Genomic DNA, 16,554 nt, shown 5'->3' on the forward strand with positions numbered 1-16,554 from the left:
AACGAAATGCCCCCGGAAAGCTTTGAATCCACGACAACCAGAAAACCCAGGATCGATTGGGATAAGCATGATAATAGCGCAGCCTATACCTGCGCCGATATTTTTGTAGGAAGCTATACCATCAAATCTTTTGAATCTTTTCAGCTCTCGCAAAGCATCGCGGCACATCATACATTTGAACTCGTTATCGGCCATGATGCGTTGCTTTCAAAAGATGGCAGCCCGGTAGCAGATGATCAATGGCTGGCGAATGCCAGCAAGCTGATGGGCGAAAAAATCAGCATCGGTTTTTATTATCACATCTGGCCCGATCAGAAACGATGGTTTGAAGGTATTGTGACCAACGTCAGTTATCGCCGCTGTACCTATGGTTTTGGCGAAATCGTTATCGCTGGCGGCAGTCCAACTTTATTGCTCGATGCAGCACCCCATACACAAAGCTTTACCAACAAGACGGTACAATCTATAGCGACCGAAATTTTAACTCAGGCCGGGTTAGATACAAAAAATGTAAAATCTCGCTTCGGAAGACCGTTGCCTTACTCTTGTCAATACAATGAAACCCATTATAACTATCTGGCAAGGCTGGCTGCGAGTTATGGCGACTGGTTTTGGTATGATGGTGAAGATCTTTACTTCGGAAAACCATTCTTCAAACCGGACGTAAAATTGGTGCTGGGCCGCGATGTATATGACATGGAGGCCAGCATGAACGCCCGTCATATAAAGACGGAGCACTACAGTTATAATAGTTCAGATCATGAAGCATTGCGGCACGATACATTCGAAATCAGAGGTATTGATTACTTCGGAGAAAAAGCCCTTACAGCCAGCGAACAAATGTTTAAAACGCCGACACGGCAAGTAGCGCCGGTCCGCGCCATCGATGCCAAAGAAGTGACCGCTTCGCAAAAAAGTCAGGCAACCGCTAAGGCCACAGGACTGTTTAACATAAAAGGTCGCAGTACCAATCCGTATTTGTTCCCCGGGTGCAATGTGATATTAGAAATCCGTGACGTCAGCACTAACAAAAAGACTCATTATGCCACGTTGATCATTGCTGAGCTGCGGCAAACCTTGAGTTACGACGGTAGTTATGATTGTGAATTCGTTGGCATTCCGCAAAAGACGGAAAATCTTCCTTTTCATCAGTTTACTCTGCCAATTGCGGAGCCTCAACTAGCCACAGTGGTCGCTAATGCCGATGATAAGTATGCGAAGGCAAACGGTCGTGTAAAAGTGCAGTTCCCATGGCAGAATGAACCTACTGATTTTATAAGAGTAATGACGCCCGACGCTGGCAGCAGTGATCAGGTAAGCAAGAACCGCGGTTTAGTGTTCATCCCCGAAATAGGCTCGCAGGTAATGGTGGGTTTTGTTCACAGCAATCCAGATAGGCCATTTGTAATGGGCGGTATGTTTCATGGACAAAATGGAATGGGTGGACTCGACAACAATCATATCAAAAGCATTATTACCCGCAGTGGCTGCACCATACAGTTTGACGATACCGACGGGCAGGGCAGCGTTACCGTCAAGGACCCAAGTGGTAATAGTTTCTATCTGGATGGGAAGGGAAATATCAATTTGACTGCGCCGAAGAAAATAATTATGTCGGCAACGGACATTGAGGTTAATGCCTACAATAATGTGGAATTGAATGTGTCGAATAGTCTGGTCATGAATATAATGTCCAAACTGTTTGTCTTTACCCCTTTTCTAAAACAGGTTGTAAGCGGCGCAATGCAGCTGTTCAGCGGTGACGCGCTCATTAATGCCAGTAACACAATCAATATTCAGGGCAACGATGTAACGACTCAGGGTAAAGAAAAGATGGTAGTGCATTCGGACAAACTGACAACGATTAATAGCAAGGATACAACTGAAGTTCATGGGCAAACTAAAAACAGTTTTACAAATAGCCCGATTGATGTCGCTGCAGCGCCACCTGCTACATTGACCAATGTAATTGTTGAGTTCCGAACATTACAAACAGGCTACAATGGCGAATTTGGATTTGACTGGTTGCGGATTGATGATAACGGAGCCACGTTAGAGAAGCCTTATTATGATTGTCTGGACAGTGGCTATGAAAAACCGAATGGTAAGATCATTGGAAAAGGCGCGGATGGAAAACCCGTTTACACCGACAATAATACAGAGTATGATAGTAAAGATGAGGCCTTTGCAGCACTAGAAAATGAATATTTACAACTGCCTATTAACCGAAAAAGCAATCTTAAGCTAAAGAAATATTATGTGCCCTGGTTGAATCTGTATCCCAAAGCAGCACGGGATGCCGTTGCGACCGGTGTGAAACCGCCTTATGAAGCTACTTTACGAATACTGGTGGATGTAGAGAACGAAGAGCCGGATCAGATACGGGTGATGTTTGACAAAAAATATTTCGAAATAAACGGTAAAGACGGAACCGATGCTAATCCAGTGCTTATCGCGGGTAAGACTATTGGTTCCAAGCGAGAGGTGTCCGACCAGCTAAAGATAAAATGCATCGGCGAATTTGCGACGCGGCAAGAGATATTAGTGTACGCTTATCCAAAAGATTCACTTACTAAGAGTGCGGCAGAGCAATTGACCTTACGGAAACTCGCCGGTAAAATTGCCATAGAACCCAATAAAAACAGTCCGGCAGCAAATGGCAAACCTGCAGTGAGTAATCGGAAAACTCAGAAGTTTGTATTAGTGCCGGTGGAAACGAATATAGATGGAAAGGCAATTAGTGGCACTTTTTTCCCAGGCGAACAAGAGAATCTTCAAAATGCCATGCATCAAGCTCTAATACATGGAGAGATAGAAATCTATGAAAAAAATGGAGGCATTTTGGATCTCAGCAATGTGAATGAATTCAAAATAACGACTAGTGCATCTGGATTGAAAAATTATGGTAAGTTCATTTTTAGTCGACAAAGAGATGGTCACCTGATTTCTCCGGATCGTCTTAAAAATACAACCGAAGGCAACCTTTTTCAGGACTATCCAAATGGTGAAATGTTTGCTTTTTTGAAAGAACTTTTTTACAAGCAGCCGGGTAATAAAGCGAGCTACAGTAATCATTTCATTGTTTTTTGGTTTGGTGTGCCGCCGCACGATATGCAGATTTTCCCTAACGGCAGTTGGTCAGGTACGATAGGTCAAGTGCAAGATATAGGATTGAAGTGCGTGGCATTGTTTAAACCTCGAAATGCAAATACTTTAAGTCATGAAGGGTTGCATGGATTAGGTTTACATCACACACATTCTAGAAATTTTTCTAAAGACGTTCAGTTTACTTATCAAGATTACGAAACCACTAATGTTATGTCGTATGCCAAAACTTCATCGTTGGCTGCCTCCAAAAACACGGTATGGCACTGGCAATGGAAAATTATAAAACAACACGTACAATGAAATATTTACTAGTCGTCCTTGTTTTGGCTGTTGGAGTATGCCAGGGACAAGAAAAAAAAGTCAATAATACAGATAGTATGGAGTACTTAGATTTAAGCAAATATGAAAATTGGCCGCGTGATAAAAACCTGTTATTTACTAAGCGAGACCAGAACTACGTAAAAGATAGTGTCAAAGTAAGAATTGTATTTGGTAATGATTTCACTCAAATAGAGATACAGCGCGTTAACTCTCCGTATAGAATTATTAAATCATTTTATACATCAACAAGGCGATTACATACTCGCTGCGAAGACTTTTATTCTCAGTCGTTCGTTGGCCTGTTTGAAGAATACGATATTCACGGGAAGCTCGTTAAACAGATTGATAAGGATAAACCATATCCGTTTAGTATCGATGATCTCAGGAAAAAGATTAGGGAAGAATATGACGTCGATATCATATCCGACTTTAGAGATGATGATCCCACAAAAATAATAATATCAAGATGGGAAGGTTACACAGAGGATACTTATTTCTATAAAAAGGGAGTCCCAATGTATCAAATGCAATTCCTTACCAAAGATCAGCATATCGTCAATTTGGAAATCGACGCTCGTAATGGCGCTATTGTTAGCAAAAGTGTGGATGATGAATGGATCTTCCCCCCAAATGCGTGGAGAAAGGATACCACTAGTGAAGAAATTATTCTGCCACTGTCTAATGACAAGAATGATCAGGGAACCATTCTTTCTTCGGCGGCTAGTGCAAGTGAGCCATCAAACTTACTATTGGCGATTGTAGTGGTTGTATTTGTAATAGTCGTCACGACGATTATTTATTTATCAGTTAAAAAGGATCTGGCGTTACAATAGATAAAGAAATACGCTGTGACTGACATCTGTTTTATAATGAAACTAGTGGTGCTATTTTTTGGTTGCCTATTTTCTATAGGCTATCTAGGACAGAAAGAATCTAAAAAAATAAACTCAAAAAATATGTTTGGTACGCCGTACGTAGACAGCAATTTCGAGAAATTTGATTTCAACTTGTATAATAGTAGAATAGATAAATCAAGCCCGGTTTTCGAAAGGATATCAGAAGACGGAACATTGGTTCGATTAATGAATATTCAGGCAGGATTATTTTATCGGGCTACTGCACATAATTCCTATTTTTCAGTAAATAAAACATATCACTCAAACGGTAACATTAGAGAAAAGGGACTTTGTTTCCATGTTTCTTGTGGCACCTTTCGAAAAGGTACGTGGTTCGAATTTAATGAGCAGGGCAAACTCATTAAGGAGATAAACTACGATAAGTATTACAAATTCACGTTTGAGCAAGTGTTGGCTTTTTGTGAGCGCGAAGGTATACGTGTCGATAAGGGGCCGATTCTGCAAAGCACGGGTTACCATACCATCATCAGTCGTCGTGTTTCCATTGTATTTGATGATACCAGTTTTTGGAAAATAGAATGGTTGAAGCGGCCAGACTGTATTGAAACGATAGTACTCAATGGTAACACAGGCGCTATAACAAGTAGGGAGGAGCGAAAGTATATTAATAATTAAGTCATCATTTTTCTATGCCACAAAAAATAACCGAACATGCAATGCTTCTTTGCGATAAAGGAACCGCAACAGGTCAGCTGAAAGTAACGAGTCAGAATTTCTGCAAAGCAGCGGATAAATTTATCGCAACAGAGCAGGACAAACAGGCGGAAGTAAATATTCCCGGATTTGGTAATTGCACTGTGACAAAAAACAAATGCGTAGCAGCAATTATTCAATGGAATCAAACATCCGGGAAAGACACGATTAATGGTTATAAAATCCTTACGGAAAATTCGATTTGCCAATGTTCCGTTGGCGGAAAGATAACGATACAAAACAAAGGGCACACCGAAACACATGAAATAGCGTAAAAACCGCTCAAATGAATCAGTTGTATAAATTTCTGCATCCCAAATTGTACATCTCAGATCTCCGAAATGCGGCCTCCAAGGTTCGGTTTAATACCTTGAAAGCCGAGTGTGGGTTCCGTTATTTTTGAGATGCAGTTTTATATCCTGGTGGGGAAAAAGCTGCCCCAAGGCTATAAAAAAATATTGTAGTGCGCATTCGCCAGACTTAGAAATTCGAATGTAGTATTGACGGAAAGTTTTTTGAAAATTCTTGTTTTAAATGTGCGTACAGTTGACACTTCGATGCACAGTATCCGTGCGATTTCTTCATAATTTTTGCCCTGCGCCAACAATTGCGAGACGCTAAATTCACGGTCGGAAAGCAGCTCGAAATTGTTTTCCGTTTTCTTCTTGCCGCGCAGCATGTCCGACATCACATCCTGCAAATCTTGCGGAATGTATATTCTGTTACTTAATATTAGGTTAATTGCCTGCACAATCTCATCATCACTGCAACTTTTGTTAAGAAAACCCCTGATGCCTTTTCTGTAAAGCTGAATTCCGTAATGAGCCGAAGCATGCATCGAAAAGATCAGGATTCGGGCATCCGGGTTATTGGTGTTAATCCAGTCGATAAGGCTGAGCGTGTCTACATCTGCCATGTTCATTTCCAGAATGATGAGGTCAAATGTCTGTTCCTTCAGCTGTTTAATTACTACGCATCCGTTATTTGCTTCTACACAAGTGCAATTCTGAAAATTGTCCCGGAGTAATACCGTCATCCCCTTGCGAATAATTGTGTGGTCGTCTGCGATAAGGAATCTTTTTTCCATACTGTCGTTCAATTCATTTTGTGGTTCAAGAATGGGTGACGGGGGCTTTGTTTTAATAAGGGAACGATATGCATGCCTTCAATGATATACAGAGCGGCGTTCTTCGTATTGGAAGCAGTAAGGTACACTAATAGTCGAAACGTGAAATTGAACTAATGAAAATTCAATATTATGCGAATGGGGCCTCAAGATTATTTGAGTTTGAGCAGGTGTTTTTTACGATGGAAAGCAGATTTGTTCAGTTAAACATTGCAATTTCTCAATAAAACTATGCACGTTCGCTTAAAACAGTATAGGCGCTCATAGCCGGTTTATGTGCAGGGTAGAACGGATCTTTGCAATAGCTTGTTTCAAAAGATAACAGTAGTGAAGTGGTGTTCACTAGTAATTTCAGGCGGATGTGTTTACATCCGCTTTTTTGTTGTGCCCCGGTTGTCGCATTCGTTATTGTGTATGGGAATGTGCGCATTTGCGTAGTTAAAGAAGCGCTATTTGTGGAAAATAGTGGAAATCAGTTTTTAGAAATTAGTACTGCTTTCGTTTCAAATATAAAGATCCGCGACGTGTTTGGTTATCCGTTATGATCTTTAATTGTAGCAGATGTTTTTACGTCTGCTTTTTTGTTGAAACATAAAGTTAATACTCGCTCTTTTGGCAAAATTGTAATCATATGCTGACGGGAAAACAATCTTTACGGGTACATTATGAGCGAGAGGAGCTAACATCTTTGTATTAGTTTTCATGGGAAGATTCAGAAAAGCAAGCTGACTTCTACATAGCGCGGATGTGTTTACATCCGCTTTTATTTTACGTATCCTGTGAATGCCTCTTTACTGCGAAATAATTATTTGATCTCATGAAAATTTGATTCGTGATTGGATTTTTTTCGCATGCTGTTTCCATATTTTCATATCGATGCGACCTGAATAATGCGGCACCTTTGCCGCCCCGATTGAATCGATTATTCCACAGGTGCAATTCCAAATTATCCGTTTGTGCTTAGATCTGTTTTGTCGGGTTTAACCTATTTCTTTATGAACAAAAAGCTAATTGGTGTCTTGCTGTTTATTTTTCAGCTGTGCACTTATCGGACGGAAGCTCAATTGTCGGGAAATATCAGTGTTCCCGGTACATCGTACAACACCCTTAATGATGTGATTTCCGCCTTGAATGCCCAGGGTGTGGGTAGTGGTGGTGTCGCCATCAACATTTTGCCTGGTAATCCGCAGTACGCGCCATCCGGCGGCTATCGTCTAGGAAGTACCATTTTGAACAATTCACTGCAAAGCAGTGCCTCACTTACGATCAACGGTAACAATAATACGGTTACCTCAAATGTAGGTAACGGCGGATCTGACGGTATCTTTTCTATTCTTGGTGCCGATTATGTAACAATTAATGCATTGAATCTTTTAGATACAAATACTGTTTCTAATACTACTGAAATGGAATGGGGTTACGGCATGGTGAAATTGAACAGTGCTGCACCATTTGATGGCTGCCAGTACAACACCATCCGCAATTGTAACATTACATTGAACAGGACATGCGGTGGTGTTCCCGGAACAAGTGCAGGTAGTTCTTTTGGCGGTAGCAAGGGGGTTATGCTGTTAAATATTTCTCTCACGGCGCCCACAAGTCTGCTAACGATTACAAGCCCTTTGGATGCGCACAATAACAACATCGTAAAAGGTTGTAATATCCAGAACTGCAATATTGGTATTTACGACTACGGCTATAATGGAAGCCCGGGGCTTTATGATCAGAACAATGTTTTTGGTGGGGATGGTGTCAATGATGGTAACACGATCACGAATTTTGGCGGCAATGCAGTTTTTGAGTCTGCCGGTATCTACATCAATGGTTATGCTAACAATACTTATATCCGCGGCAATACGATCAATAACATGCAGAATGGCGGCACTCCTGCTTTAGCAGCTATTGATGGTATTTACCATGGCCTTGCGACAGGAAGTAGTATAACAGTGCGTAAAAATAATATTTCACTTACAGAAGGTGCAGCTTCTGGTAGTATACAGGGCGTAGTCCTTAATTGTGGTGGTGTAAATGAAAACGAAATCGATATTGACACCAATACCGTAAACATTCTGTACAATGGTACCGCACTTAATTCTGGCACAACGAATGGTTATAGTCTGAACTCATCCGCTGTCGTTACAAATCTAAGTTGTACCGGAAACCGTGTTTCTATTTCCAGTGCAGCAAACGGTACTGTTTTTGGTTTCAGCTTTGGGTCTGGTTCAATTGGCAACAGCCCGCGCTGGACGATTAATGACAATGTGGTAGACAGTATCATTCGTACTGCCGCAAACACTAGCGGCAACACGGCCGGTATCTCTCAGAGCGGCTTGTTGACCAACAGCGCATTGTTTGAGTGTAGAAGAAATAATGTAAAGAAAATGTCAGTCCCATATTACACGAGTGTAACGGTATTGATGTACGGGATTTCGGTTTCTGGTGGCACAGCGCCGTTGCCGGTAAGAACGATTACCAATAATACGGTGACAAATATTACAGCAGGTGCGGCACAGGTTTACGGTATGGATCTCGGCTACAATGGTGTCGGCAGTACAATCAGTAATAATACGGTTACCAATATGGTTGACTCTGGCGGGTTAGTGGGTATTCGCATGAGTACGGGTACAACTGTAGGGACGGCGTGTTTTAATAATACGGTTTCTAATCTGAAGAATATCGCTGTGGGCGCAGCAAGCGGTTCTAGTTTTACAACTTATGGGATGTATTTCGCCCTGGGTTCTACTGGTTCCATAGATCTGTATAGTAACAACATTAATAATGTTCAGACTAATGTTAGTATAGCTTCAGCTAGTCCGGGCGTATTTGTAGCCGGTATGTATTTTGCTTCCGGTGTAGCTCAGAATTGCTACAACAATATAATTTCCGATCTGCGGGCACCTTTCGCAAACGGTTTTTCGCCGGTTTATGGGATGTATGTCAATAGCGGTGCCAACTATAATTTGTATCATAACACCATTAATATCGGCCCTGGATTTATGCCGATAAGCGGCGGGGCAAATTTTGGTGCAACAGGACTTTATCTGGCGTATGGCATCCCTGTAGATCTGCGTAATAATATTATTCGCATTAACGCGTCACCGCGCGGCAATGGTGTGGTGAGCGCTGTTAGAACTAGTTTCGGTTATGCCAACGTAAGACCGACAGGATTGAAGACTACCAGCAATGGCAATATTTACTGGGCGCCGAGCGATGCCAGTATTTTCATCTATTGTGAAGGCGCAACGCTTGCGGGTCTGATGAATGCGTTTAACTATGCAAACGATCCTACATTCAACACTGGTTGCAGCCGTTACAAAGCGCTGATGTACCCTGCAGAAACAGGAACTTTCTTTGAAGACAATCTTTCCCAGGTAGGAGTAACTCCGGTATATGCACCAACAGGAACCTCATTGGCTAAGAAAAATGCAGTACCTACAGCAGCTCCGACGGTAACTACCGACTATAACGGTATTACACGTCCAACTCCGGCAGATGCAGGCGCGTTACAGTTCTCCGGCACTCCGGCGGGTGATTTTATTCCTCCGGCAATTGCTTATACACCGATTGCAGGTAAAACATATTGCTTGTCTGCACCGACGCTTACTGCTACTATTGCAGATTCGAGTGGTGTCAACACGACAACGAACCCGCCAAGATTGTATTATAAGAAAGCATCAGAAGCCGATACATTTGGCGTTTATCCGGGTAATAATATTGCTTCTTTTAACGGCTGGAAATATGTTGCCGGCGCTAATACTGGTGGTAATAATTTCTCGTTCGCTATTGATTATGCAAAACTGACCAGCACTATTTCCGGCGGCGACTCTATTCTTTATTTTGTCGTTGCTCAGGATAACAATGCGATTCCGAACGTAGGTATTTCTGTAGCAACGTTGGATAGCGGGTATTGCCCGGCGAGTGTAAATCTTACACCGGATGCAGGCCCAACCGCTGGCATTACAAAGAAAAACGGTTATTTTATTATGCCGCAACCTGCATTGCCAGGGGTAATTCCTGCAAACGCTTCTGTTTGTCAGGGGACAAGCACTCGTCTTACCGCGGTACCAACAAGCAATCCTAAATTGGGTACAATTGGTACTTTGGCGATGAATAATAGTACTGGTGGTTATCCAACTCCTTTCGGAAATCTGTATGGTGCCAACCATGAACAATATCTTGTATTGGCATCTGAACTCACCGCGCAGGGACTTACATATGGTAATATCAGCTCGCTTGCGTTTAATATGTATGCAGCCTATCCTGCAGCGAACGCTGCGCTGAATAATTTCAACATACAGATGGCGAATACCGGTGTGAGCAGTTTCCCTGGCGCCACGTATATCACTTCTGGATTTACAGCTGTTTATAGCGGTTCATATACGCCACCGGCAAATACAGGCTGGGCAACCATCAACTTCGCCACTCCATTTTATTGGGACGGTGCGTCTAACGTAGTAGTGGATGTAAGCTTTACGAACTGTACTACCTGTAACAATACATCTTCTTGCGTTACTACAACGAGCCCTGGCAATGGACAAATCTACCAGACGCCAACTTCATTCACTTCGGTAGTAATGGCTCATGGAAGTAATAACTGTACCATTGGTAGTTTCAATCCTAATGGCGGTTCCGGACTAAGTTTCTCTACAAGCTCCAACCGTCCCGATATGCAGTTTATGGGCACTCAGGCTTTCCGTGTAAACTGGGTACCAACTACAGGTTTGTTTAAAGATTCTCTGATGACTAGTCCGTTGTCTGCAACAGATACCAACACGGTTGTGTTCGCTGGACCGGCTACAAATAGTTCTTATTCTGTAACCAATGTTTTGGGCGCCTGCAACTCTATTCCAGGTATCGCAACGCCAGTTACTTTAAATGCTGCGCCTGCAGTGTCTACAACACCGGCAAACACGGCTAGTTTCTGTGGTGGCAGTAATGTTACCATCAGTGGTGCTACAGGTAGCAACTATACTTATCAATGGCTGAATGGTACGACACCAATTAATGGAGCAACCAATAATACTTACACAGCGACAACAACAGGTAATTATACTTTCAAAGCAACGAATGGTAATGGATGTAGCGGAACCGCTACGGTTGCTGTGACTAACACACAGCCGCCGGTTGCCACAGTTCTTGCAAACAACACTACTTTCTGTCAGGGCGATTCAGCCATGCTGACGGCAAATGCGGGTACTGGCTATACTTACCAATGGCTGCAAAATGGTACGCCAATTGCCGGTGCAACTCATATTCAATATGCCGCGAAAACAGCTGGCAACTATACTGTGAATGTTTACAATGCCGCTAATTGTTTTGGCACTTCACAGCCAGTTTCTGTTGCGGTTAATCCGCTGAATGTTGCGGTCACGCCTTCTGGTTCACTCGCGTTTTGTACAGGTAGTAACGTAATCTTGAGCATCACCAGTCCGGCAAATCAGACTTACCAATGGATGAATAACGGTGTGAATATTCCTGGCGAAACCAATGCATCATACACAGCGATCGCGACAGGTAATTATTCGGTAGCTGTTGTCAATACTGTATCTGGTTGTACAGGTACTTCTGCAGTGCAGGTGGTAACAGTGGGTAATGGACCCATTGCAAATATCACTGCCGCTGGTCCTACAAGTGTATGTACTGGGAATACGGTAACGCTGAATACAACGCCTGCAACCGGTGTCACTTACGAATGGCTGCAAAACGGAACGATCATTTCAGGCGCTACTGGTACTTCCTATGCAGCGAATGCCACAGGTAGTTATAGTCTGCGTGTATACTCCAACGCTACTTGTTTTACAACCTCTTCACCTATTGCTGTAACAATTAATCAGCTTCCGAATGTAATTACTACACCGGCGGGCGGTGTGGCAACCTATTGTCAGAATGGCTCTACGATCCTGTCTGTTCCGTCCAATAGCAATCAGACTTACCAGTGGACATTTAACGGCAACCCGATTAACGGTGCTACCAATTATAACTATTCGGCAAGCGCGGTTGGTGCTTATGCGGTTTCCGTAGTGAACAGTCAGACAGGCTGTACGGATACTTCTGCGAATATCACATTGTCTCAGGTTCCAGCTCCGGCGGCGCCAGTTATTACGGGTAATGCTTTGATTTGTGGTGGTGACAGTTCACTTATGACTACTACTGCGGTTTCTGGTGTTACTTACCAATGGCGTTTGGGTAGTGGTAATATCAACGGTGCAACCAATACATCGTATGAAGCGAAAACGGCAGGAGCTTACACCATTGTAGCATCCAATGCTGCCGGTTGTGCTGCGATTTCTAATGCAATTACATTGGCGGTTAATGCAGCTCCAAATGTTACGACAACACCTGCCACAGGAAATGCCACTTATTGTCAGAACAGTTCATTGACATTAAGCGTTCAAACTGGCAATAATCAGACATACCAATGGTATAATGGCAACACGGCTATCTCAGGTGCTACAAATACACAGTATAGCGCAGCTGCTGCCGGCAGTTACCATGTTGTCGTTACTAATTCACAAACGAGTTGTTCTGCTACTTCCGGAAATATTGTATTGAGCATGGTGCCGAAACCAACGGCCAGCATCACGGGCGGACCATCTGCAGTCTGTGCGGGCGACTCAGCTACGCTGATGGCAAATGCCGGTAATGGTTTTAGCTACCAATGGCTGAATGCAACGGGTGCTATTCCAGGTGCGAATGCGCAAACGTTTTACGCAACCTTTACAGGGAACTTCCGCGCGGTGGTAAAAGATGCAAATAGCTGTACCGATACATCCAATGCAATTGCACTGACTATTTATTCAAAACCAGGTGCGATTATCGTTGGTCCACACGCTATTTGTGCTGGCGACACGGCAACGCTTCAGGCAAGTACAGGTGCGGGTTATACTTATATATGGAAAAGCAACGGCAACACTATCCCGGGTGCAACCAGCAGTATTTATAAAACAAATGTTGCGGGTAGTTACAGTGTTAAAATAACCAGCAGCCAAAACTGTAGTACAGATGCTTATCCGCTGGCGATCTCGGTAAATGCATTGCCAACGCCAACGATCACACAGAATCAGGCGACGTTGAGTACCACGACAGCTTACAGTGCTTACCAATGGTATTTTAACAACACGCCGATTAATGGTGCAGTGGGTATGAATTATACAGCGACTCAGTTGGGCAACTACTATGTAGTTGTGACGGATGCCAACGGTTGTTCGAATAAATCAAACACAATTAATGTGACTACACTTGATGTAAAACAAATTGCAGCTGGCAATACAACGATTCATATTTATCCTAATCCGACGAGCGATCTGGTAAATATCGAAGCTCCTGTATCTGTAAATGTAGTGGTGCGTGATCTCTCCGGCAAACAGCTGAAGGATGTGAAAAATGTGAAGCAGGTTAATATGGGTGATTTAGCAGATGGTGTGTATATGATGGCAATCTATGATGAACAGAATACATTGATCTCTGTAGAGAAAGTGTTTAAATCGAAATAGATAAAAAAGGTTTAACAGAAAATATAATGGCAGAGCGGCCTCTTTAGCTGCTCTGCCATTATTGTAATAAAAGATTGCAATGGTATGTTTAGTTTGACAGTAAATGCCATTGAAGTTGATCGTTTAAGTAGCATTCTGTCTTTTCGGAGCTTTATTTCGTCTGATTGGACTATTCTGAAAGTGCCATCTGACGCAATTTTGTATCAGAAACTCGATTAGAGCGTAAGAGTTTCGACAGCCCCTGTAAACGGTGCTTTTTTCATAGTTTTTGGTTTGAAAGGTTCATGAAAAAATGAACTAAGAGGCTTCCTGTAAGGGGCCTCTCTTTCATTTATTAAGGTTGTCGATGTTTGGTATGACCTTGTAGGAATGCGCTTGTCTGTCAGAAACGTGGGAAGGCTGGAATATTAAACATTTAATGCTCCGCGGAATCCTCTGACAGCGTAATAAGACGAAGCGCCATTGTGATAAGTGAAAATATGATCATAACGGAAATCGCAGAAGAGTGCGCCGCCCAGTTTGCGAATACTTGCTGGCGTTTGGATCCAGCTAGAGGTTTTCGTATCGAAATTGCCCAACGTCTGCAAAAAGCGGTATTGTTCCTCTGTCAGGAGCTCGATGCCCATTTCGGTGGCAACGTCGATAGCGCTGTTTTCTGGTTTGTGTTCCTTTCGTGAATCAAGAGCGGCACGGTCGTAACAAAAGTTTCGGCGGCCTTTGGGGCTTTCTGTAGCGCAATCGAAAAATGTGTACGTGTCCGTTTTTTTATTGTAGGTTACTACGTCAGGTTCGCCGCCAGTGCGCTCCATTTCGCTCAGTGACCAAAGTTTGGCTGGCTGCGATTCAAGTTTTGTCCGAACATCTTGCCATTTAATTCCTTTATGCCGGTTTTTATATTGCTCGAAACGGGTTTCTAAAATGTCGAACAATTTTTCCGCTGCGGCTGCAGATAATTTTTTATTGGTTTTCATATTTTTTTTGACCTTGATATCAGCGATTTTAATCCAGCAATCCTTTTCCTTCCATAATTTGCGGAATACATTTTTCAATTCTCGCTTCCCGTGTTTTTGTTTGTTTTGCTTGCGAAAAATGAAGCAGGTAAGCCCTTTGGCGACCAGGTGTCAGTGCGTTGAAAGCTTTTTTCAGCTTTGCATCACCTTTCAGATGCTGCTCAAATTCTTCCACCATTTCAAACTCCTTCGTTTCCTTGAGTTCTGCTTTAACACCTGATTTTTCAACCTCAATGGCATTCTTGATGTAGGCTTTAAGCACTGGCTCAAGTTTCATGATCTGCTGTGCGCTTGTAAACCTCACCTGACGCGGCACCTGCACATTCTCCGTTTGCTGGATCAGAATCTTTTTGGGATCCTTCATTAACGAGCCTTTGAAAAAAAGCAATGCACAGTACTCCTTAAATCCATGTATCAGCACAATGTTCTTGCCATCGAGTGTATAACAAGGATTCCCCCATTTCAATTCCTCCGTCAGGCCGCAGTCGAGCACAATCATGCGTAGCTGTTGAAATTCTTCCTGCCATTGACTGGCTTTATCGAAATAGAAATTAACCTTCGGATTTATCTTGTTCATTTACTAAAATTAACCAAAATGAGTTTTCTTTCAGCAGGTCTGAAATACCAGGAAACAACAGTTAGCACCAAAAGTAACAATGCGGGAAGTGCCTCGGTAATGCTGCCGCCAGCTGCGATATGGGAGAATATAGCACCGCCCATCATAAAGAAAAAACCAGCATAAGCCCATTCTTTCAACAATGGATAACGGGGAATCAATATTGCAATAATACCGAGAATTTTGCAAATGCCGAGTAGCGTGAGCAGGTAAACAGGATAGCCCAGATGATTCATGGTATCTACGCCGCCTTGTCCTTCTTTAACTTTCATTAACTGCACGATACCTGTAGCTGCCATTCCCAGCGACATCCACAAAGTCGCAATCCAATAAATAATCTTATTTCTCTTTGACATTTTCAGTTATTTTAATTTCCCTAAAACCTCTTCAATACGATTGTGTGCCCAGTTGATGCCTTGAGCAAATGGCAGTTTTAAAACCTGGTCGCGTTGCGCAACTGATTCATAGATCACGTGCATTCTCAAACGGCTTGTATCTTCAGTAACTGCTTCAAAATAATAGAGCTCTAATTGTACGCCGAATGGTGTTCCGCCCATTTCGAAAGTGCGTGTGATTTTCTGATCCGGAATTAATTCATGAATCACGCCAGTCGCTACGAATGCTACATTCCCTTTAGGATCCCTTGTTTCATACTCCCAGCTGCCGTACTTTTTGCTTTCCTGTTTCAGCACTTTTGTGTTCATCCATTGCTCAATAAATTCCGGCTCTACATAAGCCTTAAAGAGTAGGTCGACCGGCAGATCAAAGTCACGGGTGATCGTTATTTCCTGTTTGCCGTCTTCTGCGTGTACTTTGGTTTTCTGTTCCATGTTGTTTTATTTTTTTGATTTATAATTTTTCATAACTGCTTCCAGTTTGTTGAAGCGGTCATCCCACATCTGGCGGAATGGTTCGATGAAATCGGCTACTTCTTTCATGTTTTTTGCATTTATATGGTAATAAATTTCCCTTCCGTTTTGTTCCTGCTGCAGCAATTCGCATTCGGTCAATATAGCCAGATGCTTAGAAACTGTAGGGCGGGCTGTGTCAAAATTGGCAGCGATGGCGCCCGCTGTCATGGCTTGTGAAGCGACTAGTAAGAGTATTGCTCTCCTGGTCGGGTCGGCTATTGCTTGAAAAACATCTCTTCTCAGGTTCATTGTGTAGCTATTTGACTACAAATATATATGTAGTTATTTAGCTACGCAAATATTTTTTTCATTTTGGTTTGCAACAATATCGTGAGGTCGCGTTTTTGTGTGCTTATATA

At 42.7% G+C, this 16,554-nt stretch carries 12 protein-coding genes; 5 read left to right on the forward strand and 7 right to left on the reverse strand.

The genetic code is table 11. The features are described 5' to 3' along the window. Positions 1 to 6 precede the first annotated feature (6 nt). Genes DN068_RS19970 through DN068_RS19985 form a run of 4 tightly spaced genes read left to right on the forward strand, consistent with a single transcriptional unit; the run spans position 7 to position 5,314 of the window. On the forward strand, positions 7 to 3,408 hold the full coding sequence (locus tag DN068_RS19970) for a phage baseplate assembly protein V (protein WP_111000718.1): 3,402 nt from the start codon (positions 7 to 9) through the stop codon (positions 3,406 to 3,408). Beyond that, a complete protein-coding gene (locus DN068_RS19975) occupies positions 3,366 to 4,262 on the forward strand; it encodes a PepSY domain-containing protein (protein ID WP_123985424.1) in 897 nt (298 codons plus the stop codon). Before DN068_RS19970 ends, DN068_RS19975 begins: the two co-directional genes overlap by 43 nt. A gap of 36 nt (positions 4,263 to 4,298) precedes the next feature. Next, a complete protein-coding gene (locus tag DN068_RS19980; protein WP_111000720.1) occupies positions 4,299 to 4,961 on the forward strand; it encodes a hypothetical protein in 663 nt (220 codons plus the stop codon). 14 nt (positions 4,962 to 4,975) lie between these two features. Beyond that, entirely contained in the window at positions 4,976 to 5,314 is a 339-nt protein-coding gene (locus tag DN068_RS19985; protein WP_111000721.1) for a DUF4280 domain-containing protein, read from the forward strand. 170 nt (positions 5,315 to 5,484) lie between these two features. On the opposite strand, the gene DN068_RS19990 is transcribed toward DN068_RS19985, so the two are convergent. Both DN068_RS19990 and DN068_RS19995 read right to left on the reverse strand, forming a co-directional pair. Then, positions 5,485 to 6,126 (reverse strand): response regulator transcription factor, encoded by a 642-nt coding sequence (locus tag DN068_RS19990; RefSeq protein ID WP_111000722.1) that lies wholly within the window; start codon positions 6,124 to 6,126, stop codon positions 5,485 to 5,487. A 268-nt stretch (positions 6,127 to 6,394) separates the two neighbouring features. Then, complete coding sequence (locus DN068_RS19995; protein WP_111000723.1) at positions 6,395 to 6,595, reverse strand: hypothetical protein; 201 nt, start codon at positions 6,593 to 6,595, stop codon at positions 6,395 to 6,397. Positions 6,596 to 7,160: 565 nt separating this feature from the next. On the opposite strand from DN068_RS19995, the gene DN068_RS20000 reads away from it, so the two are divergent. Next, on the forward strand, positions 7,161 to 13,658 hold the full coding sequence (locus DN068_RS20000) for an Ig-like domain-containing protein (RefSeq protein WP_111000724.1): 6,498 nt from the start codon (positions 7,161 to 7,163) through the stop codon (positions 13,656 to 13,658). 407 nt (positions 13,659 to 14,065) lie between these two features. Here the strand turns inward: DN068_RS20000 and DN068_RS20005 are convergent, their stop codons facing one another. The 5 genes from DN068_RS20005 to DN068_RS20025 are packed head-to-tail and all read right to left on the reverse strand — an operon-like array spanning position 14,066 to position 16,444. Continuing rightward, the gene (locus DN068_RS20005) at positions 14,066 to 14,629 is read right to left on the reverse strand and encodes a DUF4256 domain-containing protein (RefSeq protein WP_111000867.1); all 564 of its coding nucleotides are present in this window, start codon (positions 14,627 to 14,629) and stop codon (positions 14,066 to 14,068) included. A gap of 28 nt (positions 14,630 to 14,657) precedes the next feature. Then, positions 14,658 to 15,245, reverse strand: coding sequence for a YdeI/OmpD-associated family protein (locus DN068_RS20010; RefSeq protein WP_207799065.1), 588 nt, complete (start codon positions 15,243 to 15,245; stop codon positions 14,658 to 14,660). After that, complete coding sequence (locus DN068_RS20015; protein WP_111000725.1) at positions 15,242 to 15,640, reverse strand: DoxX family protein; 399 nt, start codon at positions 15,638 to 15,640, stop codon at positions 15,242 to 15,244. The genes DN068_RS20010 and DN068_RS20015 overlap by 4 nt, the downstream gene beginning before the upstream one ends. 6 nt (positions 15,641 to 15,646) lie before the next feature. Next, entirely contained in the window at positions 15,647 to 16,114 is a 468-nt protein-coding gene (locus DN068_RS20020) for an SRPBCC domain-containing protein (RefSeq protein WP_111000726.1), read from the reverse strand. Between the two features lie 6 nt (positions 16,115 to 16,120). Then, positions 16,121 to 16,444, reverse strand: a complete 324-nt coding sequence (locus DN068_RS20025) for an ArsR/SmtB family transcription factor (protein WP_111000727.1) — start codon at positions 16,442 to 16,444, stop codon at positions 16,121 to 16,123. Positions 16,445 to 16,554: the final 110 nt, after the last annotated feature.

Source organism: Taibaiella soli (assembly GCF_003236175.1).
GTDB lineage: Bacteria > Bacteroidota > Bacteroidia > Chitinophagales > Chitinophagaceae > QKTW01.

Bases quoted from the DNA above. Each gene is read 5' to 3' on its own strand.
- DN068_RS19970 (WP_111000718.1), top strand. From the start codon at position 7: ATGCCCCCGGAAAGCTTTGAATCCACGACAACCAGAAAACCCAGGATC.
- DN068_RS19975 (WP_123985424.1), top strand. From the start codon at position 3,366: ATGGCACTGGCAATGGAAAATTATAAAACAACACGTACAATGAAATAT.
- DN068_RS19980 (WP_111000720.1), top strand. From the start codon at position 4,299: ATGAAACTAGTGGTGCTATTTTTTGGTTGCCTATTTTCTATAGGCTAT.
- DN068_RS19985 (WP_111000721.1), top strand. From the start codon at position 4,976: ATGCCACAAAAAATAACCGAACATGCAATGCTTCTTTGCGATAAAGGA.
- DN068_RS19990 (WP_111000722.1), bottom strand. From the start codon at position 6,126: ATGGAAAAAAGATTCCTTATCGCAGACGACCACACAATTATTCGCAAG.
- DN068_RS19995 (WP_111000723.1), bottom strand. From the start codon at position 6,595: ATGCGCACATTCCCATACACAATAACGAATGCGACAACCGGGGCACAA.
- DN068_RS20000 (WP_111000724.1), top strand. From the start codon at position 7,161: ATGAACAAAAAGCTAATTGGTGTCTTGCTGTTTATTTTTCAGCTGTGC.
- DN068_RS20005 (WP_111000867.1), bottom strand. From the start codon at position 14,629: ATGAAAACCAATAAAAAATTATCTGCAGCCGCAGCGGAAAAATTGTTC.
- DN068_RS20010 (WP_207799065.1), bottom strand. From the start codon at position 15,245: ATGAACAAGATAAATCCGAAGGTTAATTTCTATTTCGATAAAGCCAGT.
- DN068_RS20015 (WP_111000725.1), bottom strand. From the start codon at position 15,640: ATGTCAAAGAGAAATAAGATTATTTATTGGATTGCGACTTTGTGGATG.
- DN068_RS20020 (WP_111000726.1), bottom strand. From the start codon at position 16,114: ATGGAACAGAAAACCAAAGTACACGCAGAAGACGGCAAACAGGAAATA.
- DN068_RS20025 (WP_111000727.1), bottom strand. From the start codon at position 16,444: ATGAACCTGAGAAGAGATGTTTTTCAAGCAATAGCCGACCCGACCAGG.